This window comes from uncultured Algibacter sp., from assembly GCF_905480415.1.
GTDB lineage: Bacteria > Bacteroidota > Bacteroidia > Flavobacteriales > Flavobacteriaceae > Algibacter_B.
The window spans coordinates 1-26,574 of sequence record NZ_CAJQQI010000117.1 but is presented as its reverse complement, the minus strand read 5'-3'; the positions used below and the strand labels follow the sequence as shown (position 1 = coordinate 26,574).

Below are 26,574 nucleotides of genomic sequence, written 5' to 3'. Positions count from 1 at the left end.
CTATCATTAACAAAAATGTTAAAATTGTAGCTTCTTAGGCCTTTTTAAGAATTTCCTTATGGATCTTTACAACTTGTTTTTTAGTGTTTTCAAGTTCTATATTTTCAATTACAAAATGAGACTGCTTCACTTTTTCTTCATCCGTCCATTGATTTTTCATAATGGCTTCAATTTTTTCATATGAAGTATTATCTCGTTTAAGTAAACGTTTTATTCTTGTTTCTATTGGAGCAGTTACTGTAATTACAAAATCACAGGTATTATGCCCACCATTTTCGAATAATATGGCAACTTCTTTAATTACATAGGGTGCTTCTTGTTTTAGAACCCATTTTTCAAAATGCCGAGCTACCTTAGGGTGAACTATAGCATTCATTTTTTGTAAATAATTTTTATCATTGAAGATAATATTTGCTAGGAACGGTTTATTTAATTCCTCACCTACATAAGCCTCCTTACCAAATAATTTGATGAGTTTTCTTTTGATGATTTTCGATCTTCTCATCAAGCGTTTTGCTTCTTCATCAGCTATATAAACAGGTATCCCTATTTCTAAAAACTGTTTTGCCACAGTTGTCTTCCCGCTTCCTATTCCGCCTGTAAGTCCTACAATAATCATTTTGTTATAATAAATTCAATGCGTTGTTGTCCAACTCTTGCATTCTTAACCGTCTCAGGATATTGAACAAGTTCTGGGATTAAAAAAGATTGACTTTCATTCGTTTTATTAAAATCGCAAACCACCTTAAAATCTTTGGGCACAATGGTATTAAAGCTACTCAAACTTACATAATACGAAACACTAACTACCTTTGGAAAGTATTTTAGTTTTGTGTTTTTCGGAGTATTAATTATAGAAACAGGGATTTTAAGAGTGCCCTCTGTATATTTTTCTACTTGCCCTTTTAATACAATTTGTTTGGAAGAAAACTTTAAATTTGAAATGCTTTTTGGTAATTTGAGCTGTATCGTTTCTGACAAATCTGCTCGTACATCTTTTAAAGTCAAAACTTCTGTTTCAAGGGCAGTAATTTCAGAAACCAATATATCGGGGCCAACCACTGTAATCGAATCAGGTTCAGAAATTAGACTACTAGACATATTAAAACCAGGACTAAAACTAATATCAGCCTTCAATATAACGGGTACTTTTTTTACCATATTATCACCATATCGAAATGTAATGGGATTTGGAGTTATGCTCAAAATCTCTACTTGTTTATCAAATTGAGTATTATTTAGATATGAACTCGATTTATTCCAAACAAAAACACCTTCTTTTTTGTAAACGTCTTTACTGAAATCTATTTCAATCTTTGGCTCAGAAAAATAGTACTTCAACCACTTAAAGCCATGAGTTTTTAACGTGATATTTAAATTAAGTGAGTCATTTAAAATAACATTTTCTTGAGGTATATTTAATTTTTTGATTTCAAAAGGTATTGTATTTGTGTACTCTTTTGATAGTTTGGTAAAAATTAAAATAACGAAAGCAAATAGTAAGAATAAAATGAATACATTGATTCTTTTATTTTTAAAGGACGCTATAATATCTGCTTTTAATTTTTTCATTATTTCAATTTAAAGAATAAATTAGGAAAATGCGTTTCAGGATTTTTATTCAATATAGAAACCGCAAAAGTAGATTTTAAAAACCCATAGCCATAACCAAAAAACTGAATTAAAATTGCGGGCATCACCAATATAGAGACTATTACACTCTTTGCAACAAATAAAGCTAATATAAAAGCGATCACAAAATACAATCCATATCCGATTAAGAGCCATTTAAATCCAAAAGCAAATAGCAAAATAGCCGTGATTAGGCCCAGACTAAATAAAGTTGGAAACCAATAGGTGGCTTTTTTTGTTGAAGGAAACCACGTATTTAAAATAGGCCGAACCATTCCAAATTTAAAAACTTGTTTATAAAAACCCTTCCATGAAACGCGTCGTTTATGATACACAAAAGCTTCAGGAACCAATTTTGTTTTATAGCCCAAATTCCATAATCGGATGGATAAATCTGGATCTTCTCCAGGATGAATTCTTCCAAATCCCTTTGAATCTTCAAAGGCTTTCTTAGAAAGTCCCATATTGAAACTTCTAGGCTGAAATTTATTAATGCTTTTTTTATGTCCTCTAATGCCTCCTGTAGTAACAACTGAGGTCATTGAAAAATTAATCGCTTTTTGAAGATTTGAAAACGAATCATGAGCAGCATCAGGCCCGCCAAAACAATCAACAAAATCTATTTTCAAACTCTTTTCTACTTCAATCAAATACTGTTTCGACAAAATACAATCAGAATCTAAAATAATGAAATAGTTCCCTTTAGCATGTTTCATTCCAAAATTCCTTGAGTCTCCAGGTCCTGAGTTCTCTTTAAAAAAATAAGAAATATTAAGTTTTTTAGTGAATGTTTCAACGACATCTCTTGAAGTTTGAGTTGATCCATCTTCTACAATTACAATTTCATATGACATATCCCCTTCTAAAGTTTCAAAACTCTGTAAAAGTTCTTGAATTTCATCAGGACGATTAAACACAGGAATAATAAATGAATATTGTAATAACATAAAACAAAAGTAACAAAAAAAGCCACCGCTTTAAGGGTGGCTTTCTTCAATGTAAATATTATTTATTCTTCTCCTACGAACGTAGACATTACAGCATCGCTAACACCCATATTACTAAAACCACCATCATGGAATAAATTTTGCAATGTTACACGTTTCGTTAAATCACTAAACAAAGACACTGTATAATTTGCACAATCTAAAGCGGTAGCATTACCAAGCGGCGACATTTTTTCTGCATAAGCTATAAAACCATCAAATCCTTTAACACCACTACCAGCTGTTGTTGGTGTTGGCGATTGAGAAATGGTATTAACACGAACTTTTTTATCTCTTCCAAAGAAGTACCCAAAACTACGTGCGATACTCTCTAAATATGCTTTATTATCAGCCATATCATTATAATCTGGAAAAACACGTTGTGCAGCCATATAGGTTAATGCCACAATACTTCCCCATTCATTCATAGCGTCAGATTTGTACAATGTTTGCATCAATTTATGAAAGGACATCGCCGAAACATCTGTTCCTTTTTGCGTCCAAGCATAATTTTGATCTGTATAATGCTTACCCTTTCTAACATTGATAGACATCCCTATAGAATGCAAAACAAAATCAATTTTTCCTCCAAGAATTTCCTGAGACTTGTCTATTAAATTCTGTAAATCTTCAAGTGATGTAGCATCAGCAGGAATAATTTGAGAACCTGTTTTTTTTGCTAACTCATCAATTTGTCCCATTCTCATTGCTACAGGCGCGTTAGTTAAAACAAATTGGCCTCCTTCTTCATGAACACGTTCAGCAGTTTTCCAAGCAATTGAATTAGAATCTAATGCTCCGAAAATGATTCCTTTTTTTCCTTTTAATAAGTTGTACATATTTAATGGTTTATATGTGGGTTAGTTATTTGTTTATTTAGCGCTCAAATATACTAATTAATTGAGTAATTCTTTAGCATGAGCTATGGCAGATGTTGACATTTCTGAACCACCAAGCATTTGAGCAATTTCGATTATTCGTTCATCATGATTCAGCTCAATCAAATTGGTTTGAGTCACCTCATTGACATCTTCTTTATAAACTTTAAAATGAGAAAGACCTTTAGCTGCAATTTGCGGTAAATGCGTGATCGAAAACACTTGCATATTCTTACTCATTTGCAACATGATATCTCCCATTTTATTTGAAATCTCACCAGAAACACCAGAGTCTATTTCATCAAACATAATGGTTGGTAATTGTATATATTCTGCCAAGACAGACTTTATGGCTAGCATAATTCTTGAGAGCTCTCCGCCTGAAGCTGCTTTTTTTAATTCATTAAAACTTCCGCCTTTATTAGCTGAAAACAAAAATGACAATTCATCCTTCCCATTTGCATAAAAGGTATCGCTAATTACAACATCAATATTAAACTGTGCATTTGGCATACCTAAATCCAGTAAAATAGTTTCCAATTCTTTTTTTAATTGTGGAATAACTTCGGAACGATTTGTATGTATACCTTGAGAAATTGTATTTAACTCAGTCTCTTTGGAAACGATTTCAGATTGTTTTTTCTGGATGGTTTCATCTAAGTTTTCAGTCACTGCAACTTTCTCTTCCAGTTGATTCTTTATGGTAATTAATTCTGACACATCAGAAACGACATGCTTTTGCATCAAAACATGAATCATTTTCAATTTAGCATCAACAACTTCGAGTCTATTTGGGTTGACTTCTAAGTTTTCTTGTAATACATGAATCTCGCTAAACAAATCATTCATATCAATTAAACTACTATTTGCTCTATTGAATAACTCTTCATACTTAGAAGAAAAACCAGATAACTTTTGAAAGATATTTTTCAATGAAGTAAGAGACGATAAAACACCAAGCTGTTCATCACTTAAAAGTTGATAAGCTTCAGAAAGATTTTCTTTGATGCCTTCAATATTATTTAGTGTTTTATATTCCGCTTCTAACACCTCAACTTCGCCAACTACTAAATTAGCTTCGAGTAATTCGTTTAATAAAAACGAGTTGTAATCATGTTCTTTGATGGCCTCAGTTTGAAAAGACAAGAGTTCTTTGTATTCTTTTTTCAGGTTCTTATAGTCCTTTAAAAGTGTTCTATAATTCTGAAGCGAATCTTCATTCTTCGCTAACGCATCAATCACCTGAAACTGAAAGTCGTTACTAGTAAGTTGCAATGTTTGATGTTGAGAATGAATATCGACTAAGCGCTCTCCTAACAATTGTAAGCTTGTTAAATTAACAGGAGAATCATTAACAAACGCTCTTGATTTACCAGAAGGTAATATTTCTCTTCGGATTATAGTTTGCGATTCAAAATCAAAATCTTCAGACTCAAAAAGTGGTTTTAAATTATAATTAGAAATGTTAAAAACAGCTTCTATAATGCATTTTTGTGTGGCGTCTTTTAAACTACTCAAATCAGCCCGCTTACCTAAAATCAATGATAAACCACCTAATAATATTGATTTTCCTGCACCAGTTTCACCTGTTATTATTGAAAAACCATCATTAAAGTCAACATTAAGACTGTCAATTAAAGCATAATTTTTTATAGAAAGGGAGGTTAGCATTCAGTCTACAGTTTTCAGTATTCTCATACTCACGATTAGCAACTATATTAATGAGATATTAATATTTAATATTTTGCCACTTACTACTATGCATAGGAGCAATTTTTTGTAATGTTTCTTTTAAACTTGCTATGTTTACATTTGGACCGTCTGAAAAAATTTGCTCTACTTCTTCTGCTTTGGCATCAAAAAATATACGTAATAGAAAAGAATTTGGCCTACGTCTATTGATGGCTTGAAACTTCTCTAAAGATTTTGAAATAGCTACTTTACCCGCTTTAACATCATCACTCATGATATCTAAACCATTTCTGTGGTACGTATACATAACATCTCTAAACTCTTTAAATGTTGGCGACAACACATTGTCAATAAGCGAGAATCTACTTTGTAACCCGTCTTCTAATTTCCAACCTTTAAAATTACCTTGTTGAGAATAATTCGTAATAATTTGAGCCTGTTTATAATACGCATCGCCTCCATTTTCTTGAAACGAATCAGCATCTAGTGCCAACATCATGTTTACATGAAACGCGATAACAGAAATAAGGTTAGATTCAAATTGAGAAGGATTATAAATTAAATTCTGAAACTCTAAATACCTAAAATTAAAATCCTTGTCGTTAAAGTTATATATGGGTGTACTAAAAGAAGATCCGTAAATTGGTCGAGATGATTGCACTTGCAGTGTTGCTTGAAAGGACTCCCCACTGTAATTGGTAACATTCAAAAACATATTACAGTTAATACGTTCTTGATCTTTAAAGGTTTTATTTGTCCATTTCGTATTATTAATAAACTCATTGAGTTGCTTTTCAAGTGTTTTGAAAATTGGAAAGTTTTCATTACCAGTTTGTTCTGCGTTTACAACAACATTACAATTCAATTCCTGTGAAAACCCTTTTAGTCCAAGGCAAATTATTAATACAACTAGAATATTACGCATCAATTTCTGATATAATTTTATTTAATAAATCCGAAGCCACTTCTGCTTTCGACTTTAACTGAAACTCATAAATATTATCTTTATCGTCAATGAAAGTCACTTTATTAGTATCGGTTTTAAAGCCAGCACCTTTATCATTTAACGAATTTAATACAATTAAATTTAAATTCTTTCTTTTTAATTTTCCTTTTGCATGTTCTAATTCGTTGTTGGTTTCCAATGCAAAACCGACTAAATATTGTTGCTTTTTAATTTCTCCCAAAGACCCCAGAATATCTTTAGTTTTTTCCAACTCTAAAGTTAACGTTTCAGACTTCTTTTTTATTTTCTTATTCGCCACTTCTTTAGGTTTATAATCTGCAACGGCCGCAGAAAGAATAGCTATATCTGACGTTGTAAAATATTTATGTACCTCTTTATACATATCTTGTGCACTCACAACGGGTATAACGTGTATCAAAGCATGAGGTGCTTTTTGATGTGTTGGTCCAGTAATTAAAATAACCTCAGCCCCTAAATTGGCTGCCGCTTTAGCTATTTCAAATCCCATTTTACCGCTAGAATGATTACCTATAAAGCGCACAGGGTCAATAGCTTCATGGGTTGGTCCTGCAGTAATTAAAACCTTTTTTCCACGAAGTGGAAGTCTTCCTAAAATATCATTTTCTATAATAGAAACTATATCATCTGGCTCTGCCATTCTACCCTCCCCGACTAAACCACTTGCCAATTCGCCGCTAGTAGCAGGAATCATAATATTCCCGAAATCATTTAGTTTTTCGAAAGACTGAAGTGTCGATGGATGCTTATACATGTCTAAATCCATAGTAGGCGCAAAATACACAGGACATTTGGCTGATAAATATGTAGCTAATAATAAGTTATCACAAACACCATTTGCCATTTTTGATAAGGTATTAGCAGTTGCTGGTGCAATAACAAATACATCTGCCCAAAGCCCTAATTCTACATGGTTATTCCATACAGCATTATCATCCTCCTCATTTGTGAAAGAAGAGTATACAGGATGTTTTGACAATGTCGATAAAGTTAAAGGAGTGACAAATTCTTTGGCAGAAGGTGTCATAACTACTTTTACGTGAGCTCCAGATTTAATAAACAACCTAACCAACGAAGCAGATTTATAAGCAGCAATGCCAGCGGTTACGCCAAGTAGTATGTTTTTTCCACTTAATATGCTCATAAAAAATTTGTTAATAACCAAACAAACTCCAAGACCATTTATTAAAAAGGTATTGGAGTTTATTTAATGGTGTTTAAATTTAGAAATTATTCTTGAGAATCTTCCTCTGTATTTCTAAAATAAATTTTATCCGTTAACCATTCTTGAACAGCTAAAGCATGAGGTTTTGGTAATTTTTCGTAAAATTTAGAAACCTCAATTTGCTCTTTGTTTTCAAAAATCTCTTCAAGACTATCATTGAAAGTAGCAAATTCTTCTAACTTATCAATGAGTTCTTTCTTAATCTCTGTGTTAATTTGATCTGCACGTCTTGAAATGATTGAAATTGACTCGTAGATGTTCTCAGTCGGCTCATCTATTTGATTTCTATCATACGTTACCGTATTAACTGGAGCATTGGTTTTTTTTAAATCCATTTTATTATAATTTAACTTTTGGTGCTGTAACTTTTTAATACTTCATTTATTGCTGATGCCATTTCATTCACATTTTCAATATATTCTGAATTGGCGTAAATCTCTTTGAAAGCCTCAGAATACTCTTTAGCTGTTTCCAAACGTTCTTTCTTTAAATGTACTAAACCGTTTTGGGGTGTGTTTTTGTATTCTACACTGTTAACTGCTAATTTATATGCTGAATCTAACCTGTAAAAAAGTGCATTTTCACGTAATTTAGAACCAGGAAATTCAAATATAAAATTATCAAACGATCTAACTGATGCGGGATAATCTGATATATGGTTATATTGCCTAGCAATTTCATAAGCTTTTTTCTCTAGTTTAAAATCAAGCTCTTGTACTAGTGTATTAGCTTCAGAGATATATTTAGACCCCGGAAACAAATTGATAAACTCCTGAAGTTTTTCAATAGCTTCTTTTGTTTCTTTTTGTTCTTTACTATATATAGGCGATAACTGGTAATAACTTTTAGCACTCAAAAAAGAAGCCTCCTCCAGCTTTTCACTTTTAGGATAACTTGATGCGAAACGTTCAAATTGATAACCCGCTATATAAAAGTCTCGCATTTTGTAAAATGTATTTGAATATAAATACATTAACTTTTCAGCCTGAGGTTTCCCTCTATAATTTGGAACAATTTGAGCAAAAAGCCTATTAGCTTTGGCAAATTTACCTTCATTATACAATGCTTCTCCCATTTTAAATTTTGTAGCAATAGCACCTTCCCCATCAGCTTTTAAAGCCTTCTGATATTCGTTGCAGCTACTTAAAACTGTGAAAACTATTAGAATATAAAAAAATTTGTTCATAGATTTTTAATACAGCATGCAAAAATACGCTATTAATATGGATTTTAAAAATATTATTTCAAGGCTAAAATAGTTCCTTAATGTAAGTAATTGTAAGGTTTAAGTAATATTTAACAATCTAAAATGCTTTAACGAAATTTGCTATTTTTTCTTTTAAAATATTCGAAGCTGGCACCAACGGCAATCTAACCGTATCTTGGCATAAATTTAAAGCCTCAAAAACCGCTTTAATTCCTGCAGGGTTATTCTCTTCAAAAATAAAACTTATAATGTCCATAAGCTTAAAGTGCAATTTATAACTTTCTTTAGCATCACCTTTCAAACCTAAACGAATCATATTCGAAAACTCTTTTGGAAATGCTTGTCCTATCACTGAAATCACTCCAGATCCGCCTGCCAAAGTTACGCCAAGAGCCAAATCATCGTCACCAGAAATTATTAAAAAATCTTCTGGCTTATTTTTAATTAACTCTAAATATTGAGACATATTATTTCCTGCCTCTTTAACCCCAATAACATTTTTGAAATCGTTTGCTAGTCTCAAAGTCGTTTCTACTTCAATGTTTTTTGAAGTACGTCCTGGCACATTATACAAAATAACATCTATTGGAGAAGCTTCTGAAATAGCCTTAAAATGCTGATAAATACCTTCTTGAGTAGGCTTACTGTAATATGGCGCCACCGATAAAATAGCATCTATCTCACTCAAATCAGTTGCTTTTATTTCTTCAACAACTTGAATGGTATTGTTGCCTCCAATACCCAAAACCATAGGCACTCTTCCATTATTAGCTTTATAAATAGTGGCTACAACATCCTTTTTTTCTTGTTTTGTAAGCGTTACACTTTCTCCCGTTGTTCCACAAATTACAAGATATTCTATACCCCCATCAATGTTAAAATCCACAATATGTGCTAAGGCTTCATGATCTATACTTAAATCTGCCTTAAAAGGGGTTACCAACGCCACTCCAGTTCCTAAAAACCTATTATTCATTCTTACTATATTTTATTTAATATACTTAAGTACTTATAAACTTCTTTCTTAAACAACCCTAACTGTTTTAGACTTGTTTTAATAATCAAATCGTTTAAGCGCTCATCTGTTTGTAAGATGCCTATTTTAAATTTTGCTTTTGACTTAGCAGTCATTAATTTCAATTCTAAAACATCTTTTTCATAATAACTAATCAGAATGTCAAACGGTAAATCCAAAAACTCTTGTAAATCAGCACTTTTAAGCTTTCCTCTCCATCCAAAATCTTTTAAGTTATAACATTCATCCCACGCATTTAAATCATTTTTATTGCTTTCGGAAAATGCAATGATTTTTAATTTATTTGGTCTAACTTTTAAAAATTCAGATAGTTTTCGAAATGATTCAAAATCATGAATTTCATCACTATTAAAGATAATCCCTAAACTAATTAACTTATTACCCTCAACATTTACTTGTCTCTCAGATAACAATTTGTTTAAGTACTTTTTATTAGATTTTTCTTTAAAACCCTTTAAAATCATTTATCTTTATGCTTTGTCCAAAGGTAACAAAAGTACATTCAAATTTTCTTTTTATATTATGAGGTTTACACATTTATTTTTTTTGTTATATTTTTTTGTTTTATTGAATTGTAAAGAAGAAAAATTACAGCTTTCTAAAATCGAAGGAAAGCAAATTCAAATCACAGACACGATCCCTATTGATATTGATATTGAGGCTTTTGTAAAACCGTATAGAGATAATATTCAAAAAGATCTAGATAGTGTTTTAGCATATTCTACAAGTACCTTTTCAAAAAATGATGGAGAGTTAAACACTGCTTTAGGTAATTTTATGGTAGATGCGATATATAGTGAAGCAAATCCAGTTTTTAAAAGCAGAACAGGATACGACATAGATATGGTATTACTTAACCATGGCGGTATAAGATCATCTTTAAACAGAGGGCATGTATCAAAAAGAACTGCATTTCAATTAATGCCCTTTGAAAACAGTGTTGTGGTCATAGCTCTGAAAGGCACTCAAATGGATAGTTTAATAGATTATTTAAGAAGAGCGAAAAGAGCTCACCCTATTTCTAAACTGAAATTGATTTTAAACAAAGATTTCGAAGTAGTGGATGCCAAAATAAAAGGAGAAAAAATCAAGCAGAATAAAACCTATTATGTTGCTACTAGCGACTACTTATATAATGGTGGTGATAATATGCGCTTTTTCAAACCGAACGACAGCGTTTATTATTTAAATTATAAAATTAGAAATGCTATAATCGATAAGTTTTACAAACTCGACACCATAAACCCTGTTATTGACGATAGATTTATTCAAACAAAATAATTATGAAGCGTAGAGATTTTATTCAGAAAACATCGGCAGGAACAGCTTTAGTCACACTAGGTAGTCTAGGTTTGCAATCATTTACTAGTGCAGTAAAAACCACTAAAATTACCATTCTCCATACTAACGATGTACATAGTCACATAGACACTTTTGGATCTGAAGAGGGCAGAAATCCTAACACAGGTGGAGTAGCACGACGTGCTAGTCTGATTGAATCTATACGAAAAGAGAACTCGAACACACTATTACTTGATGCTGGTGATATTTTTCAAGGAACTCCATATTTTAATTATTACGGGGGTGAATTGGAGTTTAAATTAATGAGCATGTTAAAGTATGACGCGGCGACTATTGGGAATCATGATTTTGATAATGGAATTGATGGCTTGTATGCTCAACTACCCCATGCAGAATTTCAATTTATAACTGCGAATTACGATTTTTCAAATACTATAATGGATACACACACCAAACCTTATAAAGTATTTAAAAAAGATGGTATTAAAATAGGTGTATTTGGTTTAGGTATTGAACTTGATGGCTTGGTATCACCTAGTATGTTTAAAGAGACAAAGTATTTGAACCCTATTGAAATTAGCCAAGATATGACTAGAGTTTTAAAAACAGAAGAGGGTTGTGATTTAATTATCTGCTTATCTCATTTAGGCTATCATTATGGAAATAACTCAGATAAAATAAGCGATTTATCTCTAGCCAAAGCTACAAGAGATATCGATTTAATCATTGGTGGACACACGCATACTTTTCTTCCAAAACCAACTATTGTTAAGAATATAGACAACAAAAATATGTTAGTTAACCAAGTGGGTTGTTACGGCATAAACTTAGGCAAAATAGATTTTTATTTTGATTCAGATAAAAACAAATCTGTAAATGGAACTTCTATAATAGTTTAGTCACTTTTTTAAGTTAAGAATTGATTTGAAATACGTCTAAGTATTTAACTCTACTGCCTTAATTACGAAAAAACACTTTCCTTTAACATCGCAGCTTTTAGTAACAAGAATTTTAATTTAACCCTTACATGTTACGTTTTTTTAAACACCCGAAAAAGTATTTATATATTTAAAACATTAGGCATAGAATCTGTTGAAAGAATTGCAGTGGCATTTAAGAGCTTTTTACTAGAATATAGCTTCTTATTCCAAAAACTGTTTTGATTCTTTATGGGCTAACTTTAGGTCTTATTGAAGGCGCCATTTTTATGCATACCAGACGATTAGTAGTGGAAGTAAAAAACTATAGTCGTTTACTTTTAAGCTTAGCCATACTTACATTTACACTTTATGCTATAATTCTTTTCTTATTCAAATAAGATACATCAATTTTAAAGAAAGCTTAACTATTATTCTAAAACTACATATTTTCCTTGTTCGTTTTCAATATTTAGTAATTTTGATTGCTGATAAAGGAAATGAAAGGCTCCCAGAGCAAGAGTTGTAGCTAAAATATTTAGAGAGCATCTTTGATCTACGTATATATATGCAATATCTAATACCTCCGAAAAAACAATACATAAAGCACCCAAAAATAAATAAAGTGCTTTTTTATTGTCTTTATAAAAATAATTTAATAAGGCCATAGACAGTAATAAAAATACTATTATGTTATAAGATAATTCTAAATAATAATCACTTGCTCTAACTAGGTTTGGATTAATTATAGTATGTAATACAAACAATAAGTAAATATTTAATAGACTCAAAACTATTACATGTGTTTTAAAATATTTTAAAATTTGCTTAAAATTAAGAGATTTAATAATTTTAATGGATAGTAGAAGATAAGCTAAAATGTATAATGCATTACCTAGATAATACTGAAAATCGTAAAGTTTTAATGACTCATCATGTGGCATGTTACGAATGACTAAACCCAATATATCAGGGAAAGAATAGCATATTAAAAACATCAAAAACAATTTACTTTTCCGCTCGATAAATACAATGTAAAGGACTGTTATTAATGGTGCAATTAATGAATTAAAATAATATGCCATTATTTCATAACCGCTAAATTCAAAAACTGCAAATAATAAATAAAATATCAAAACAAAACTTATTAAGACTTTCGACTTGTACATGGGACTAATTTTATATTGAAATACAAATATAATAAAATTTTACAATTAAACGTTAAAATTTACATTTAATCGATAAAAAGATGTAATTATTTTATTTTTTGTAAGAATTCAAATTCAGAAATTAAAATAACTCCAAGTTTTTCGGCTTTCTCCTTTTTACTTGGCCCCATATTATCCCCTGCTACTATATAACTTGTTTTTGAAGAAATAGAACTACTCACCTTGCCACCATTATCTTCAATTAGTTTCTTTAAGTCATTTCTCGAAATAGTTTCAAAAATACCAGTCACTACGATAATATCTCCTTTTAACTTATCGGTTTGTCCAATAAGTTGTTCTGCTGACATTTCTAATTGAACACCAAAGTCCTTCAAACGATTAATAGTAAGTATGTTTTCTTCGAAAGCAAAAAATGCCGTGACACTTTCAGCTATTTTTATTCCTATCTCATCAACATTGACCAATTCTTCTTGTGAAGCTCCGGTTATGGCGTCAATACTTTTATAATGCTTTGCTAACTTCTTCGCCACAGTTTCACCAACATAACGAATACCTAAAGCAAACAACACACGCTCAAAAGGAATATTTCTAGACTGCTCGATACCTTGTATTAAATTATCTGCGCTTTTTTCAGCCATCCGTTCTAATGGAATAACTTGTTCTTTTGTTAATTCATATAAATCTGAATAATTATTAATCAAACCTTCATTTACTAAAAGTGCCACAGTTTCTCCACCCAATCCATCAATATCCATAGCCTTTCTGGAAATGAAATGTTGAATTCTACCTATGATTTGCGGATTGCAGCCATTATAATTAGGGCAATAATGCTGGGCTTCTCCATCTTGTCGAACTAATGCAGTTTCACATTCGGGACATTGTGCTATATAACGTGTTGGTTCAGAATTTAATGGCCGTTTACTTAAATCTACACCTAGGATCTTGGGGATAATTTCACCTCCTTTTTCAACATAAACGGTATCACCTACTCTAATATCTAGTTTTTTAATCTGATCAGCATTGTGCAAAGAAGCGCGCTTAACCGTTGTTCCTGCTAATTCTACAGGTTCTAAATTTGCCACTGGAGTAATAGCTCCAGTTCGTCCTACTTGATATACAATACTATTTAATCGTGTAGAAACTTGTTCCGCTTTAAATTTATAAGCCATAGCCCAACGTGGTGCTTTGGCAGTATAACCTAACTCTTCTTGTTGTTGTAAATTATTAACTTTTATAACCACACCATCGGTTTCATAAGGCAAATCGTGACGATGAATATTCCAATATTCAATAAACTCTAAAACTTCATCAATAGAATTAACCAACTTAGCAGCTTCAGGTACTTTAAAACCCCAATGCCTAGCCTTATCCAAACTTTCAAATTGAGTATTGATTCTTAAATTAGAGCCCATTAAATTATAAAGCAAACATTCTAGTGGACGTTTAGCAACCTCAGCACTATCCTGCAATTTCAAACTTCCTGAGGCTGTGTTTCGTGGATTTCTATAAGGCTCCTCACCAATTTCAATCCGCTCCTCGTTCATTTTATGAAACCCTTCAAAAGGCAGCACAATTTCACCTCTTATATCAAACTTTACAGGATAATCCCCCTTTAATTGTAATGGTACCGATTTAATCGTTTTTATATTAGCAGTTACATTATCACCTTGAAACCCATCACCTCTGGTAACTGCTTTTACTAAATTACCGGCTTCATAGGTTAAACTTATAGAAGCCCCATCGTACTTTAATTCACAAGTATAATATATATCGCCATCAACTAATTTTTTAATTCGGGTTTCCCAGTCTTGTAAATCTTCTTTAGTATAAGAATTATCTAAGGAATACATGCGATGCTCATGAGGAATTGTTTCAAAATTCTTGGTTACCTCGCCTCCTACGCGTTGTGTGGGTGAATTAGCATCAAAAAACTCAGGATGTTTAGCTTCTAACTCTTGGAGTTTTTTTAGTTTAATATCAAATTCGTAATCTGAAATAGTAGCATTATCAAGGACGTAATAGTTATAATTATGCTCCCTTAACTCATCACGAAGACCCTTTATTTCTTGTTCTGTTGTATTCATTACCTTTTAACTCCTTTAATCATTCTGTCTTTTTTAAAAATATCTTGCTTTACTTCTATATTTCTAAAATTATTATCTTGTAACAAATTAATCATATCACTCCCTAAGTATTCATTAATCTCAAAAAACAACTGCCCTACTCTCGCTAAATTTTTGGATGCGTATTTTGTTATTGCCTCATAAAAAAGTAACGGGTTTTCATCTTTTACAAATAAAGCCAAATGTGGTTCATTATCTAAAACATTTGGTTTCATCATATCTTTTTCTTGCTCTCTAACATAGGGTGGATTAGAAACTATGATATCAAATTTAACATCAGCCCCTAGCAATCCATCCCCGTTCTTTAATATATCTGCTTCTATAAATTCAACATTAACTTCATTTAAATCTGCATTTTGTTTTGCTGTTTTTAACGCTTTCGCGGAAATATCCAAAGCATAAACTTTAGCATTTGGTAAGTTTTTAGCTAACGAAATAGCGATACATCCACTACCTGTTCCAATATCTAAAATATTAATAGATTCATTGCTATCAACACGCTTCAAAACCCATTCTACTAATTCTTCTGTTTCTGGCCTTGGAATTAAAACACTTTCATTGACTTTAAAAGGCAATCCATAAAACTCAGTTTCTCCCAGTATATACTGAATTGGTTTTTGTTGTTTCAATAATTCTAAAGCATTTATGATTTTTTCAGAACCATCAATAGCATAATCAGAATTCATGGCTAACTGAATTCTTGATACACCATAATAGGATTCTATCAACATAAAAAAGAAGCTTTCAACTTCCTCTTTACCAAACATAGAACCTAACGCTTCATGGAATATATTTTGAATGTCTTTTAATCTCATAAATCTTTAATCATCCATACACCACACGAATAGTGCCCAGTATTACCTAGTTCCTTTTCTAGATGTTTAAATCCGTAGCTCTCATAAATATGGATAGCTGCTTTGAGTTGTGATGCAGATTCTAAATAACATTGTTTATATCCCAAATCTTTAGCTGTTTGCATGCATTTTTCAAACAATGCTCTTCCATAACCTTTTCCTCTTAATTTAGGTGAAAAATACATTTTTTGAATTTCGCAAACCTCGCTTTCAAAATCCTTTAAAGGTTTAACGCCTCCTCCTCCCAAAATTTCTCCGCTAGTACCAATCACAAAATACACATCATTATCATTTTGATAAGATTCAAACATCATTGGTGTTTCAGTGTCAGAATAGGCTGTGCCTTCTAAAGGAATTTCAAACTCATGAAAACACCCTCTAATCACTTGCTCTAATTGCGCATTATCTTGAGGTTCAATTTCTCGAATAACTATAGTATCTTTACTCACTTTAATTGGCACTTTTAAAGCAGTGAAGATACGTTAAATCGAAAAAAATTGAAATGAAAAAACTTATAATCTTATCAACAATCTGCATCGCTTTTATTAGCTGTTCTGTAAATGAAAAACCTCAATTTATTGGTGTAGAAAATATTAAGGTTTTAGAATCGACGTCGAAGTATGTTGCTTTTACTGCAGATGCATTATTCAAAAACCCCAATGATATTGGCGGCGAATTACAAACTGATGAAATAAAATTATTTGTAAATGATAATGAAATGGCATCCGTTTCAACAGAGAGCTTTAAAGTACCCGCAAAAAAGGAATTTACAATTCCATTAAAAACAAAAGTTCCTACTGATAGCGTTTTTAGCAACAAAAGTATTGTTGGATTAATTGGTAGTTTGTTTAGTAAGAAAGTAAAAGTGCAATACATAGGTGATATTACATATAGAGCATTAGGCTTCTCATACACCTATAATATTGACAAAACTGAAGATGTAAAAATTAAATTTTAGTATTGACACAACACGAGGTTTACATAAAGCGCTGTTTGCAAATTGCCAAAAATGGTTTAGGAAATACCCGACCAAACCCCATGGTTGGAAGTATAATTGTTCATAACTACAGTATTATAGGTGAAGGATTTACCAGTCCTTACGGGGGACATCACGCAGAAGTAAATGCTATCAATTCAGTTAAAAACAAAACGTTACTAAAAGAAGCCACGCTTTACGTAACTCTCGAACCGTGTTCGCACTTTGGAAAAACACCTCCATGTAGCGATCTTATTATAAAGTATCAAATACCAAACGTGGTTATTGGGTGTGTGGATGACCATATAAAAGTCGCCGGTAAAGGCATTGAAAAATTAAGAGCAAGTGGTTGTGACGTCACTGTTGGTGTCTTGGAAAACGAGTGTAAAAATCACCATAAACGCTTTTTTACATTTCATAATAAAAAACGTCCTTATATTATTTTAAAATGGGCAGAAACCAAAGATGGCTTTATTGCTCCAGAAACTAAAAACGAACAAAAACCTGTATGGATTACCAATGTGTTTTCTAGACAGTTAGTGCATAAATGGAGAGCTGAAGAACAAGCAATCTTAGTTGGAACAAACACTGTGATTGAAGACAACCCAAGTTTAACTGCAAGAGACTGGACTGGAAATAACCCAATTAGAATTATTGTTGATAAAAATGAAAAGCTTTCAAAAAGGCATATTATCTTTAATGCAGACGCTGAAAGTATTTTAATTTCAAAAAATAACATTGATTTTTCAAAAAATGTGGCTCAACAAATATGTGATTTATTATTTGAAAAGCATATTAATTCTGTTATCATAGAAGGTGGTGCAAAAACACTACAAACATTTATAGATGACAATCTTTGGGATGAAGCTAGAGTCTTTACTGGACAGATTGAATTCAAAAAAGGTATTAAAGCACCTAAATTCAAAGGGAAATTAATTTCCGAAGAAAACATTATTAAAGATACTCTAAAAAATTACAAATATGATTAATACCATCATTTTCGATTTCGGCAATGTATTTGTTAATTTAGATATTGAGGCCGCGCACAAACATGCCTTAGAAACCTTTCAAATAGAATCTCTTTCAGAAGAAATGTTAGGGTTTAATAGTTTTTATGAGCAAGGATTAATTTCTACTGATGAGTTTCTTGAATTTTATTCTGAAAACTTTCCTAAATTATCTAAAGAAGCCCTAATTGATATTTGGAATTTTATGCTTAAAGATTTTCCTGAAAGCCGTTTAGACTTTTTAAAAGCAATACAACAATCTTCAAAATATAAATTGATTTTACTGAGTAACACTAACGCCCTTCATATAGATTACATAAAAGATCATGTTTCATTTTATGAGGAATTCAAAAATTGTTTTGATGCCTTCTACCTTTCTCATGAAATAAATTTAGTAAAACCGAATCAAGATATTTTTGAATTTATTTTAAATAAAAATAAACTCAAAGCTGAGGAGTGTCTTTTTATTGATGATAACCAAGAAAATATAAACACAGCAAATACTTTGAAGATTAAAACGTGGCACATCAATCCTGAAACTGAAGATGTTATTAATTTATATGATATTAAGAAAGACCTATTTTAAATAATTTGATTAAAAAAGACACATATAAAACTATTGATGTCGCACCTGAACCCGTTTTGTTTAAAGACAAAAACAGTAAGTTTTTTGGTTATGCTTTTCCTGTTACAAACGAAGATGACATTAAATCATATTTAGTTCAATTAAAAAAAGAACACCATTCTGCCCGACATTGGTGTTACGCCTATCAATTAGGTACAGAGACCATCTCCTATCGTGCTAATGATGATGGCGAACCTAGCAATTCTGCAGGCATGCCTATTTACGGACAAATCCTATCTTTTGAAGTTACCAATATTTTAATTGTTGTAGTTCGCTATTTTGGCGGTGTCAAATTAGGAGTTGGTGGTTTAATTAATGCATATAAAACTAGTGCACATCAAATTCTTGAAACTTCAAACATTATAGAAAAAACTATTAATATTAACTATTTGATTTCTTTTGACTACAAAAACATGAATACCGTTATGCGGATTATCAAAGAGAAATCCCTTAATATTATTCATCAAAAATTAGAAATGAACTGCCAGATTACGCTTTCTATAAGAAAAAACGAAGCTGATTTTATATTTAAAATTTTTAACAATCTTTATGAAATTGACATAAAAGAAGTCTAAATTAATTCTCAAGCAAATCTAAAATGTATTGCGGTGCGCGCACAGGGAGATTTGTTTTCATATCTATAAATACTAAAGTTGTATTTGCAATTGTTATAATTTCGCCATTTTCATTTGTAATTTCGTACTCAAATTCAATCTTAGCCGTTGGTATGTTTTTTAGTTGCGTTTTTACATTAATTACATCATCGTAACCTGCTGATTTTTTATAGTTTATATTCATAGAAACTACAGGCAGCATAATGCCATTTTCCTCCATGGATTTGTAAGAAATACCTAATTTTCTCAACCATTCAATGCGCCCTGCTTCAAGATATAGCGCGTAATTCCCGTGATATACAACACCCATTTGGTCTGTTTCACCATACCTCACCCTTATTTGTATTTTATCGATTTTCATAAGTATTATTGAATATTTTTTTGTAGTTTCGACCTGAAGTTAAACATGAGGAAAAATTTCTTAAAATTCAATAGTAAATCATTTTTTTTTTAAGAATTTTGTTCACATATTTGCCTCTCAACAAAAAGAGGGATATGAAAATTTTATTTTCATATAAAATCTAACTAAAAAACCAACAAAACAAAACATGAGTATAACTGCGCAATCGGTATGGACTAATTGTCTTGAATTTATAAAGGATAACATCCAACCGCAAGCATACAAAACTTGGTTTGAACCAATAAAAGCAGTTAAACTTACAGATAATGCATTAAGTATTCAAGTACCAAGTAAATTCTTTTATGAATGGCTTGAAGAACATTATGTAAAAATCCTAAAAGTAGCTCTTACTAAAGAATTAGGTGAAACTGCCAAACTTGTTTACATTATTAAAATGGAAAACACCTATGGCAACAAGCAACCTTTTACTGAAAAAATCCCTAGCTCTAATAGAGGGTCATTAAAATCTCAGGATGTTGATGTTCCTTTAAATAATAAGAGTCCAGAATTACGTAATCCATTTGTAATTCCAGGTATTAGAAATGTTAAAATTGAATCTCAACTTAATCCAAACTATAGTTTTGAAAATTTCTTAGAAGGCGATTCTAACAGATTGGCACGTAGTGCAGGATTAGCAGTTGCAAATAAGCCGGGAGGCACATCTTTCAATCCATTATTAATATTTGGTGGCGTTGGTTTAGGAAAAACACACTTAGCACATGCTATTGGTGTTGACATTAAAGATAAATACCCAGAAAAAACAGTTTTATATATTTCTGCTGAAAAATTTACACAACAATATATTGATGCTGTAAAAAAGAATAATAGAAATGATTTTATTCATTTTTATCAAATTATAGATGTACTTATCATTGATGATGTACAGTTTTTATCAGGAAAAACAGGGACACAAGATGTATTCTTCCATATATTCAATCACTTACATCAAAACGGAAAACAAGTTATTTTAACTAGTGACAAGGCTCCTGTTGATATGCAAGATATTGAACAACGCTTATTATCGCGTTTTAAATGGGGACTATCTGCTGAATTGCAAAATCCAGATTTTGAAACTCGAGTTTCTATACTAAAAAACAAACTATATCGCGATGGTGTTGAAATGCCAGATGATATTATTGAGTACGTTGCTAAAAACATTAAATCTAATGTTAGAGAACTTGAAGGTGCTATTATTTCGCTAATTGCGCAATCATCTTTCAATAAAAAAGAAATCACTATTGATTTAGCTCGTATTATAGTTGAGAAATTTGTCAAGAACACAAAACGCGAAGTTTCAATAGATTATATCCAAAAAATAGTATCTGACTACTTTCAAATGGATGTTGATACTTTACAATCAAAAACTAGAAAACGTCATATTGTTCAAGCGCGTCAATTAGCTATGTTTTTTGCTAAAAAACTTACCAAAGCTTCTTTAGCGAGTATTGGTTCACAAATAGGAAAACGGGACCATGCCACCGTTCTCCATGCTTGTAAAACGGTAGACAACTTATCTTCAACGGATAAACAATTCAGAAAATATGTTGAAGACATTACCAAAAAACTTTCCGTTTAAAATAACCGCGTCATGACTAAAATTTTGATGGTTTGCCTAGGAAACATATGCCGTTCTCCTCTAGCAGAAGGTATCTTGAAATCAAAACTTCCAAATAATTTTATAGTAGATTCGGCTGGGACTGCTAATTACCATATAGGTCGTTCTCCGGATATACGTTCCATAGCTGTTGCTACAAAACACGGATTGGATATATCAAACCTAAGCGGACGTCAATTTAATAGTTCTGATTTTGATACTTTTGATATAATTTACGTTATGGATGAATCGAATTTTATGAACGTTATCAAACTAGCAAAAAACGATAATGATCTTGCTAAAGTGACATTGATTTTGAATGAAGTGCACCCCAACATGAACTATGAAGTTCCAGACCCTTACTATGGCGGAGACAATGGTTTTGAAAATGTCTATCAAATGCTAGATGAAGCTTGTGATATTATTGTGAAGAAACTCATCTAAATTAATGAGAATACTCATTTAAAAGCTGTCAAAAATTTTATTATAAAATAGATGAAAAATCAAATTGGTAAATTATACCTTATTCCAACAACTTTAGGAGACAACGAACCATTAGAAGTTTTACCTATTACAGTTAAACACGCTATTGATAATATTGACACCTTTATTGTTGAAAATGACAAAACAGCAAGACGTTTCATAAAAAATATTAGTCCTGAAAAATCGCAGCCATCGCTAAACATGTTTCATTTAAATAAGTTTACTGATGAAGCTGACTTACCTTCTTTTCTAAACCCTTGTCTAAATGGTATTGATGTTGGGTTATTATCTGAAGCTGGTTGCCCGGGTGTAGCCGATCCTGGAGCCGATATTGTAAAGTTAGCCCATGAAAAGAACATAAAAGTAGTGCCTTTAGTTGGACCCTCATCCATTTTAATGGCTCTAATGAGTTCTGGAATGAACGGACAAAGTTTTGCTTTTAATGGATATCTTCCAATTGATAAAGATGAACGAAAAAGCGAAATTAAACGTTTAGAGCGTTTATCTTTTGAGCATAATCAATCACAAATATTTATTGAAACGCCTTATAGAAATAATAAAATGATAGAAGATTTATCTTCTGTTTTAGAAAACAACACGCGTGTTTGTGTAGCTTGCGATATTACTTTAAGAAGTGAGTTTATAAAAACACAATCCGCAAATCAATGGAAAAAAAATATGGTAGACCTCCATAAGCGACCTACCATATTTATTATTCATAAAAGCGAGTTTAAATTGCTTTAGCTCGCTTATTTGGTTTAACAAAAGAGGTGTCATATCCAGAAAAACGCTTCATATAATAATGAACTGTAGTTCCATAACCATCAGCAAAATTATCTAAACCATAACTTCTTAAATATTTTTTTACGCTTCCGGGTCCAGCTAAATGTGCCGCTGCCAATATTCCAGACTCAGTAACAATAATACCGTTAATACGTTTTCCAACGAAATTCTTAATATCACGTCTTAAAATCCATTTGTTACGGGCTGCATTAGCAATAAATGCCTTTTCTTGCAATCTTGGATTCTTTAAAAACTTAGCAGGGTTATTAATCCCAATCATTTTTAAAGTTTCAGTTCCAAATTGATATTTACCTAAATATCCATAAGTATTTACTGAAGAATAATCTCCACCAGACTCTTTAAAAGCCAACGCTTCTTTAAAGCCAACAAAAGATTTTCCTAAATAAGGCGAAAAAATGTTATCTGAATCATTAGAGACTAAAGAATTATTCACTTCAATAGCATCAATACTTACTGTGTAATTTAAGTCTAGGCCTTCTGTAGAGTACTTACTTAAATCAATCGTTTCATTTGACTGAAACGAAACATACACTAGTGCTAATATTGTAAGCGTCAAGGTCGCATAACTTGCAATATTTTTTACCATAATTTTAAATTTTTTCAGCATATTAAAATAAAAAATATACCTTGAAATTTCAGCGTGCAAAATTAGTCTTTTTTTAAATAACTTCAAAATTAATCGCTTAAGTGCTATTTTTAGATGTAGAATAGATGAAATACAGTACCTTTTTTATTAAATTCTAGAGTAGGAAACGGTATTTTTATCACATTAAAAACATCTAAGATAGACCTTAATAATTTTGAATTTGTACTAATTTTACTCAAATTTAAGTCAAAACTCAAATAGTACTGCCTGTATCGCTCATTACTTGTTAACACTTGATTGTCAACATCTTTTGTCCCTGTAAGCATCCCTTCTGCTCCATAGCCTACGGCAACATTTAACCATTTAGGAATTTTACTTTCTTTGAAGAATGAATGCAAATTGGCACTAAGCCAATAGGTTTGCCCGTTATAATCTTTCAAAGTTTGCTCTAAATACGTTTCACCAAGCTTGTCTGGGCGTTGTTTAGCGTATTTTGTTTGGTGAAAAGAGTATTTTAAAGCAATTCTTTGTTCCTTCCAAAGTAATTCTTGTCCAATATAAAGCCCAGTACCTGATCCATTAGCCAAAATATCTCCCCACGAAAACCCCCATTCCTTTGAATATCCATCAAGTACTTCAACAGCTGTTAAAAACGAGAAACCTAAAGTAGCTCCGTAAAACAATTGATCACGTTCGCTAACACCACTCCAGTTTAAAAGATGTGACCCATATTTTCCTAACTGGTAAGATGTGAATACATGACCCAGTTTATCCATTTGTAACCATGAACTGTTATCATTAATGGTATGAAATTTAGAGCGTTCAAAATCAGCATACCAAAGCTGATTTAAACCCAAAAGTGTTATCGCTCCTATAGAAGCTTCTGAAAGAACAATAGTATTTAGTCTGGGCCTGTTAAGTGAATCACTTGGTGTTAAGAATGCATCAAGCTTTGATTGAGAGAAAGCGGTTAATGGCAATAAAACAAAAAGTATTATATGTTTTACTAAAACTAAACGCACTACTTATTTATCCCTTGAGATGATAAATACCGTTGATATGCTCTTGCATTTACATTATGTTGTGCTAAATTTTTAGCAAATTTATGATAGCCAAACTGTTTTGCGTCCGCAGCAAAATACAAGTATTTATGTTTCTCAAAATTTAAAACTGCATCAATTGCAGAAATATCTGGCATAGCAATTAATCCTGGAGGCAACCCTCTATTTTTATAAGTATTGTAGGGAGATTCTATTTCTTTATGAACATTTAATACTCTTTTTATAACCGTATTCTTATACTTTGGTAATTTGTATGCCGCAAATTTTAAAGTAGGATCTGCTTGAAGTGGCATGCCTATTCCAATTCGATTCAAATAAACACCTGCAATTATAGGTTGCTCTGCAGCTTGCTTGGATTCTTCATAAACGATAGAAGCCAATGCAATCACTTGATCTTGAGATAAACCAATATCATGTGCTTTTTTTATTCTGGAATCAGTCCAAAATTTCTTATATTCTTTAAGCATTCTACTTCTAAAAGCTTCAGCAGAAGTGTTCCAGAAAAATTCGTAGCTATTTGGTAAATACATACCCAATGCAGTGGCTTCGCTAAATTTATTTTCAACTAAAAAGGCATTGTCATGCATGGCATTTAAAAGTGAAACACTATCCGCCTCTATTTCTTTTGAAATACGTCCTGCTAATTTTTCTAATGTACTTTGGTTATTGAACGAAACTCTTATTGGTAAGTTTCCACTTCGGATAGAATTAATAATATCATTATTGGTCATTCCTTTTTTAATGGCATACTTCCCTGCTCTTATGTTTGTTGTGTATTTTTTTTGTTCCGCTAAATCATCAAAAGAATCAATATCATCCAACAAAGGCTCCAATTGACTTCTAATTTCTTGATAACTGGCATTTGTAGGGATAAAGACAAAAGCCAATTCATTATTAAAAGCCGTATTAGGCTTCAACATCGCTTTATAAACAAAGTTTGCGAAAAATGCCGCTACAATAAGCCCAATAACTAGAATCGCTAGAAGTATTTTTTTTATGTACATTTAATTATTTATAAGCTGAAATAAATATTCGTTTTTGTAAGAACCATTGACGAAGTTCCAATCTTTTTTTAGTCCTATTTTTTTAAATCCTTGATTAGAAAATAGTTTTATACTCGCATCATTTTCTTCAGAAATATTACAATATAATTGATTTAAATCCAAATGCGTAAAACTATAATCAATCAGTAATTTTAAGGCTTCACGACCATAGCCCTTGAATCTCTCATTAGGTTCTTTAACCAAAACACCAACTCCAGCTCTCCTATGCTTAAAATCAAAATCAAATAAATCAATCATTCCTAATGCCATATTTTCATAATTTGAAATAACCAACCGTAATTGTTTAACTTCAAAAATATCTTTGTGAGCATGTTCTAAATATTGTTTAATAAGAAACTTAGAATATGGGGTTTGGGTGTTACTAATTTCCCAAATCGATTCATCATTTTCAATAGCATGAATAAATTCTAAGTCTTCAGGCTCTAAGGCCCTTAAATATATATTATCGCCTTTTAAAGTTATCATATACTACCTTTATAAACAAACGTTGCAGAACCAATGAGCCACACATTATTATAAGTATCATTTTCAAAATCGAAACACACTTCTAGTTCTCCGCCTTCAACATTTAGGATCACATGCTTTTCTTGAGTTTCACCAATATAATGCATCGCTATAGCTACCGCAGTAACACCTGTTCCGCACGATAACGTTTCACCCTCAACCCCGCGCTCATAAGTTCTAACTCTAAAAGTAGTATCTGATTGTTTCTTTACAAAATTCACGTTGCTACCAGCTGTGTTATAAGGTTCACCATAACGAATAGTTGCACCCTTTGACTTAATATCAAAATCTTCAATTTGAATTTCGAATTGCACATGATGCGGAGAACCTGTATTTAAAAACACGTGGTTTTCATACTTTTCAATAGTATCAACATCTAACATTTGAAGCTTAACAATCTCACCATCTATTGAAGCATGATGCACACCATCAGTCGCCTCAAAAACTGCTTTATTTGAGATTACGCCTAATTGTTTTGCAAATGCCACTAAACAACGTCCACCATTTCCGCACATAGAACTTTCATTACCATCGGCATTATAATAAACCATTTTAAAATCATACTCCGGATGATCCTCTAGTAAGATAAGTCCGTCCGCTCCTATTCCAAAACGTCTGTCGCATAAAAACTTAACACGTTCGGTATTATTTTTGTCGAAAACGTGTTGACGATTATCAATCATCACAAAATCATTTCCAGTTCCTTGGTATTTATAAAAAGTCTGTTTCATAGTACAGCACAAATATATAAATATAAAACCGTTTTACAGATTGTTAAATCGTCGTTAAAGTTGACGTTAAAAATCGTTAAAACTTAATCAGTCATTCAATATTTAATTAATTTTAATCG

At 31.6% G+C, this 26,574-nt stretch carries 30 protein-coding genes; 9 read left to right on the top strand and 21 right to left on the bottom strand.

The annotated features are described in order from the left end of the window. Positions 1 to 34: 34 nt before the first annotated feature. The 11 genes from coaE to QZ260_RS08180 form a co-directional block, all read right to left on the bottom strand. Positions 35 to 619, bottom strand: coding sequence for a dephospho-CoA kinase (gene coaE / locus QZ260_RS08230; RefSeq protein WP_295984939.1), 585 nt, complete (start codon positions 617 to 619; stop codon positions 35 to 37). Next, positions 616 to 1,572 (bottom strand): YbbR-like domain-containing protein, encoded by a 957-nt coding sequence (locus QZ260_RS08225; protein WP_295984937.1) that lies wholly within the window; start codon positions 1,570 to 1,572, stop codon positions 616 to 618. Before QZ260_RS08225 ends, coaE begins: the two co-directional genes overlap by 4 nt. Further along, positions 1,572 to 2,579 carry a glycosyltransferase gene (locus QZ260_RS08220; protein WP_295984936.1) on the bottom strand — a complete coding sequence of 336 codons (1,008 nt, stop codon included), beginning with the start codon at positions 2,577 to 2,579 and terminating at the stop codon, positions 1,572 to 1,574. Before QZ260_RS08220 ends, QZ260_RS08225 begins: the two co-directional genes overlap by 1 nt. Positions 2,580 to 2,641: 62 nt before the next feature. Continuing rightward, complete coding sequence (locus QZ260_RS08215) at positions 2,642 to 3,457, bottom strand: SDR family oxidoreductase (RefSeq protein WP_295984934.1); 816 nt, start codon at positions 3,455 to 3,457, stop codon at positions 2,642 to 2,644. Between the two features lie 57 nt (positions 3,458 to 3,514). Further along, on the bottom strand, positions 3,515 to 5,167 hold the full coding sequence (gene recN / locus QZ260_RS08210) for a DNA repair protein RecN (RefSeq protein WP_295984933.1): 1,653 nt from the start codon (positions 5,165 to 5,167) through the stop codon (positions 3,515 to 3,517). A 58-nt stretch (positions 5,168 to 5,225) separates the two neighbouring features. Then, a complete protein-coding gene (locus QZ260_RS08205; protein WP_295984931.1) occupies positions 5,226 to 6,113 on the bottom strand; it encodes a DUF4835 family protein in 888 nt (295 codons plus the stop codon). Beyond that, positions 6,106 to 7,317, bottom strand: coding sequence for a bifunctional phosphopantothenoylcysteine decarboxylase/phosphopantothenate--cysteine ligase CoaBC (coaBC, locus tag QZ260_RS08200; RefSeq protein WP_295984930.1), 1,212 nt, complete (start codon positions 7,315 to 7,317; stop codon positions 6,106 to 6,108). Before coaBC ends, QZ260_RS08205 begins: the two co-directional genes overlap by 8 nt. Positions 7,318 to 7,403: 86 nt before the next feature. After that, positions 7,404 to 7,733 carry a DNA-directed RNA polymerase subunit omega gene (locus tag QZ260_RS08195; protein ID WP_295984929.1) on the bottom strand — a complete coding sequence of 110 codons (330 nt, stop codon included), beginning with the start codon at positions 7,731 to 7,733 and terminating at the stop codon, positions 7,404 to 7,406. 11 nt (positions 7,734 to 7,744) lie between these two features. Then, the gene (bamD, locus tag QZ260_RS08190) at positions 7,745 to 8,584 is read right to left on the bottom strand and encodes an outer membrane protein assembly factor BamD (RefSeq protein ID WP_295984927.1); all 840 of its coding nucleotides are present in this window, start codon (positions 8,582 to 8,584) and stop codon (positions 7,745 to 7,747) included. A 118-nt stretch (positions 8,585 to 8,702) separates the two neighbouring features. Next, positions 8,703 to 9,581, bottom strand: a complete 879-nt coding sequence (gene dapA / locus QZ260_RS08185; RefSeq protein WP_295984925.1) for a 4-hydroxy-tetrahydrodipicolinate synthase — start codon at positions 9,579 to 9,581, stop codon at positions 8,703 to 8,705. 5 nt (positions 9,582 to 9,586) lie between these two features. Then, positions 9,587 to 10,105, bottom strand: coding sequence for a hypothetical protein (locus tag QZ260_RS08180; protein ID WP_295984923.1), 519 nt, complete (start codon positions 10,103 to 10,105; stop codon positions 9,587 to 9,589). Positions 10,106 to 10,208: 103 nt separating this feature from the next. On the opposite strand from QZ260_RS08180, the gene QZ260_RS08175 reads away from it, so the two are divergent. Both QZ260_RS08175 and QZ260_RS08170 read left to right on the top strand, forming a co-directional pair. Beyond that, positions 10,209 to 10,922: a 5'-nucleotidase C-terminal domain-containing protein gene (locus QZ260_RS08175; protein ID WP_295984921.1), complete on the top strand. Its 714-nt coding sequence runs from the start codon at positions 10,209 to 10,211 to the stop codon at positions 10,920 to 10,922. A gap of 2 nt (positions 10,923 to 10,924) precedes the next feature. After that, a complete protein-coding gene (locus QZ260_RS08170) occupies positions 10,925 to 11,842 on the top strand; it encodes a metallophosphatase (protein WP_295984919.1) in 918 nt (305 codons plus the stop codon). 449 nt (positions 11,843 to 12,291) lie between these two features. Here the strand turns inward: QZ260_RS08170 and QZ260_RS08165 are convergent, their stop codons facing one another. The 4 genes from QZ260_RS08165 to QZ260_RS08150 form a co-directional block, all read right to left on the bottom strand. Then, positions 12,292 to 12,858 (bottom strand): hypothetical protein, encoded by a 567-nt coding sequence (locus QZ260_RS08165; protein ID WP_295984917.1) that lies wholly within the window; start codon positions 12,856 to 12,858, stop codon positions 12,292 to 12,294. A gap of 257 nt (positions 12,859 to 13,115) precedes the next feature. Next, positions 13,116 to 15,113, bottom strand: a complete 1,998-nt coding sequence (ligA, locus tag QZ260_RS08160) for an NAD-dependent DNA ligase LigA (protein WP_295984915.1) — start codon at positions 15,111 to 15,113, stop codon at positions 13,116 to 13,118. After that, positions 15,113 to 15,967 carry a peptide chain release factor N(5)-glutamine methyltransferase gene (gene prmC, locus QZ260_RS08155; RefSeq protein ID WP_295984913.1) on the bottom strand — a complete coding sequence of 285 codons (855 nt, stop codon included), beginning with the start codon at positions 15,965 to 15,967 and terminating at the stop codon, positions 15,113 to 15,115. Before prmC ends, ligA begins: the two co-directional genes overlap by 1 nt. Further along, a complete protein-coding gene (locus QZ260_RS08150) occupies positions 15,964 to 16,455 on the bottom strand; it encodes a GNAT family N-acetyltransferase (protein ID WP_295984911.1) in 492 nt (163 codons plus the stop codon). The genes prmC and QZ260_RS08150 overlap by 4 nt, the downstream gene beginning before the upstream one ends. Before the next feature lie 53 nt (positions 16,456 to 16,508). On the opposite strand from QZ260_RS08150, the gene QZ260_RS08145 reads away from it, so the two are divergent. Genes QZ260_RS08145 through QZ260_RS08130 form a run of 4 tightly spaced genes read left to right on the top strand, consistent with a single transcriptional unit; the run spans position 16,509 to position 19,189 of the window. Further along, positions 16,509 to 16,964, top strand: a complete 456-nt coding sequence (locus QZ260_RS08145) for an LEA type 2 family protein (protein ID WP_295984909.1) — start codon at positions 16,509 to 16,511, stop codon at positions 16,962 to 16,964. A 2-nt stretch (positions 16,965 to 16,966) separates the two neighbouring features. Then, positions 16,967 to 17,971, top strand: a complete 1,005-nt coding sequence (gene ribD / locus QZ260_RS08140; RefSeq protein WP_295984907.1) for a bifunctional diaminohydroxyphosphoribosylaminopyrimidine deaminase/5-amino-6-(5-phosphoribosylamino)uracil reductase RibD — start codon at positions 16,967 to 16,969, stop codon at positions 17,969 to 17,971. Continuing rightward, a complete protein-coding gene (locus QZ260_RS08135) occupies positions 17,964 to 18,575 on the top strand; it encodes an HAD family phosphatase (RefSeq protein WP_295984906.1) in 612 nt (203 codons plus the stop codon). Before ribD ends, QZ260_RS08135 begins: the two co-directional genes overlap by 8 nt. A 5-nt stretch (positions 18,576 to 18,580) precedes the next feature. After that, positions 18,581 to 19,189: a YigZ family protein gene (locus QZ260_RS08130; protein ID WP_295984904.1), complete on the top strand. Its 609-nt coding sequence runs from the start codon at positions 18,581 to 18,583 to the stop codon at positions 19,187 to 19,189. Between the two features lies 1 nt (position 19,190). Here QZ260_RS08130 and QZ260_RS08125 read toward each other — a convergent pair whose 3' ends face one another. After that, the gene (locus QZ260_RS08125) at positions 19,191 to 19,589 is read right to left on the bottom strand and encodes a thioesterase family protein (RefSeq protein ID WP_295984902.1); all 399 of its coding nucleotides are present in this window, start codon (positions 19,587 to 19,589) and stop codon (positions 19,191 to 19,193) included. Positions 19,590 to 19,776: 187 nt separating this feature from the next. On the opposite strand from QZ260_RS08125, the gene dnaA reads away from it, so the two are divergent. From dnaA to QZ260_RS08110, 3 genes are read left to right on the top strand one after another with little or no spacing between them, the layout of a single operon-like run. Beyond that, positions 19,777 to 21,204: a chromosomal replication initiator protein DnaA gene (gene dnaA, locus QZ260_RS08120; protein ID WP_295984899.1), complete on the top strand. Its 1,428-nt coding sequence runs from the start codon at positions 19,777 to 19,779 to the stop codon at positions 21,202 to 21,204. A 27-nt stretch (positions 21,205 to 21,231) separates the two neighbouring features. Beyond that, a complete protein-coding gene (locus QZ260_RS08115) occupies positions 21,232 to 21,666 on the top strand; it encodes a low molecular weight protein-tyrosine-phosphatase (protein WP_295984955.1) in 435 nt (144 codons plus the stop codon). Positions 21,667 to 21,717: 51 nt separating this feature from the next. Continuing rightward, positions 21,718 to 22,449 (top strand): SAM-dependent methyltransferase, encoded by a 732-nt coding sequence (locus QZ260_RS08110; RefSeq protein WP_295984897.1) that lies wholly within the window; start codon positions 21,718 to 21,720, stop codon positions 22,447 to 22,449. Here the strand turns inward: QZ260_RS08110 and QZ260_RS08105 are convergent. From QZ260_RS08105 to dapF, 5 genes are all read right to left on the bottom strand, one after another. Next, positions 22,436 to 23,095, bottom strand: coding sequence for a peptidoglycan-binding protein LysM (locus QZ260_RS08105; protein ID WP_295984895.1), 660 nt, complete (start codon positions 23,093 to 23,095; stop codon positions 22,436 to 22,438). The genes QZ260_RS08110 and QZ260_RS08105 overlap by 14 nt on opposite strands. A gap of 110 nt (positions 23,096 to 23,205) precedes the next feature. After that, positions 23,206 to 24,117 carry a DUF2279 domain-containing protein gene (locus tag QZ260_RS08100; RefSeq protein ID WP_295984894.1) on the bottom strand — a complete coding sequence of 304 codons (912 nt, stop codon included), beginning with the start codon at positions 24,115 to 24,117 and terminating at the stop codon, positions 23,206 to 23,208. Then, entirely contained in the window at positions 24,117 to 25,160 is a 1,044-nt protein-coding gene (mltG, locus tag QZ260_RS08095) for an endolytic transglycosylase MltG (RefSeq protein ID WP_295984892.1), read from the bottom strand. Before mltG ends, QZ260_RS08100 begins: the two co-directional genes overlap by 1 nt. Beyond that, entirely contained in the window at positions 25,161 to 25,685 is a 525-nt protein-coding gene (locus QZ260_RS08090; RefSeq protein WP_295984890.1) for a GNAT family N-acetyltransferase, read from the bottom strand. Beyond that, entirely contained in the window at positions 25,682 to 26,455 is a 774-nt protein-coding gene (gene dapF / locus QZ260_RS08085; protein ID WP_295984887.1) for a diaminopimelate epimerase, read from the bottom strand. Before dapF ends, QZ260_RS08090 begins: the two co-directional genes overlap by 4 nt. Between the last annotated feature and the right edge of the window lie 119 nt (positions 26,456 to 26,574).

What these genes read in the sequence shown, in the direction of transcription:
- QZ260_RS08170 (WP_295984919.1), top strand. Translation starts at nt 10,925, where the DNA reads ATGAAGCGTAGAGATTTTATTCAGAAAACATCGGCAGGAACAGCTTTA.
- QZ260_RS08195 (WP_295984929.1), bottom strand. Translation starts at nt 7,733, where the DNA reads ATGGATTTAAAAAAAACCAATGCTCCAGTTAATACGGTAACGTATGAT.
- dapF (WP_295984887.1), bottom strand. Translation starts at nt 26,455, where the DNA reads ATGAAACAGACTTTTTATAAATACCAAGGAACTGGAAATGATTTTGTG.
- QZ260_RS08220 (WP_295984936.1), bottom strand. Translation starts at nt 2,579, where the DNA reads ATGTTATTACAATATTCATTTATTATTCCTGTGTTTAATCGTCCTGAT.
- dapA (WP_295984925.1), bottom strand. Translation starts at nt 9,581, where the DNA reads ATGAATAATAGGTTTTTAGGAACTGGAGTGGCGTTGGTAACCCCTTTT.
- QZ260_RS08165 (WP_295984917.1), bottom strand. Translation starts at nt 12,858, where the DNA reads ATGTTTTTAATATGCTATTCTTTCCCTGATATATTGGGTTTAGTCATT.
- recN (WP_295984933.1), bottom strand. Translation starts at nt 5,167, where the DNA reads ATGCTAACCTCCCTTTCTATAAAAAATTATGCTTTAATTGACAGTCTT.
- mltG (WP_295984892.1), bottom strand. Translation starts at nt 25,160, where the DNA reads ATGTACATAAAAAAAATACTTCTAGCGATTCTAGTTATTGGGCTTATT.
- QZ260_RS08115 (WP_295984955.1), top strand. Translation starts at nt 21,232, where the DNA reads ATGGTTTGCCTAGGAAACATATGCCGTTCTCCTCTAGCAGAAGGTATC.
- QZ260_RS08225 (WP_295984937.1), bottom strand. Translation starts at nt 1,572, where the DNA reads ATGAAAAAATTAAAAGCAGATATTATAGCGTCCTTTAAAAATAAAAGA.
- ligA (WP_295984915.1), bottom strand. Translation starts at nt 15,113, where the DNA reads ATGAATACAACAGAACAAGAAATAAAGGGTCTTCGTGATGAGTTAAGG.
- QZ260_RS08090 (WP_295984890.1), bottom strand. Translation starts at nt 25,685, where the DNA reads ATGATAACTTTAAAAGGCGATAATATATATTTAAGGGCCTTAGAGCCT.
- QZ260_RS08180 (WP_295984923.1), bottom strand. Translation starts at nt 10,105, where the DNA reads ATGATTTTAAAGGGTTTTAAAGAAAAATCTAATAAAAAGTACTTAAAC.
- QZ260_RS08135 (WP_295984906.1), top strand. Translation starts at nt 17,964, where the DNA reads ATGATTAATACCATCATTTTCGATTTCGGCAATGTATTTGTTAATTTA.
- coaE (WP_295984939.1), bottom strand. Translation starts at nt 619, where the DNA reads ATGATTATTGTAGGACTTACAGGCGGAATAGGAAGCGGGAAGACAACT.
- QZ260_RS08110 (WP_295984897.1), top strand. Translation starts at nt 21,718, where the DNA reads ATGAAAAATCAAATTGGTAAATTATACCTTATTCCAACAACTTTAGGA.
- QZ260_RS08145 (WP_295984909.1), top strand. Translation starts at nt 16,509, where the DNA reads ATGAAAAAACTTATAATCTTATCAACAATCTGCATCGCTTTTATTAGC.
- QZ260_RS08215 (WP_295984934.1), bottom strand. Translation starts at nt 3,457, where the DNA reads ATGTACAACTTATTAAAAGGAAAAAAAGGAATCATTTTCGGAGCATTA.
- dnaA (WP_295984899.1), top strand. Translation starts at nt 19,777, where the DNA reads ATGAGTATAACTGCGCAATCGGTATGGACTAATTGTCTTGAATTTATA.
- bamD (WP_295984927.1), bottom strand. Translation starts at nt 8,584, where the DNA reads ATGAACAAATTTTTTTATATTCTAATAGTTTTCACAGTTTTAAGTAGC.
- QZ260_RS08105 (WP_295984895.1), bottom strand. Translation starts at nt 23,095, where the DNA reads ATGGTAAAAAATATTGCAAGTTATGCGACCTTGACGCTTACAATATTA.
- QZ260_RS08205 (WP_295984931.1), bottom strand. Translation starts at nt 6,113, where the DNA reads ATGCGTAATATTCTAGTTGTATTAATAATTTGCCTTGGACTAAAAGGG.
- prmC (WP_295984913.1), bottom strand. Translation starts at nt 15,967, where the DNA reads ATGAGATTAAAAGACATTCAAAATATATTCCATGAAGCGTTAGGTTCT.
- QZ260_RS08125 (WP_295984902.1), bottom strand. Translation starts at nt 19,589, where the DNA reads ATGAAAATCGATAAAATACAAATAAGGGTGAGGTATGGTGAAACAGAC.
- coaBC (WP_295984930.1), bottom strand. Translation starts at nt 7,317, where the DNA reads ATGAGCATATTAAGTGGAAAAAACATACTACTTGGCGTAACCGCTGGC.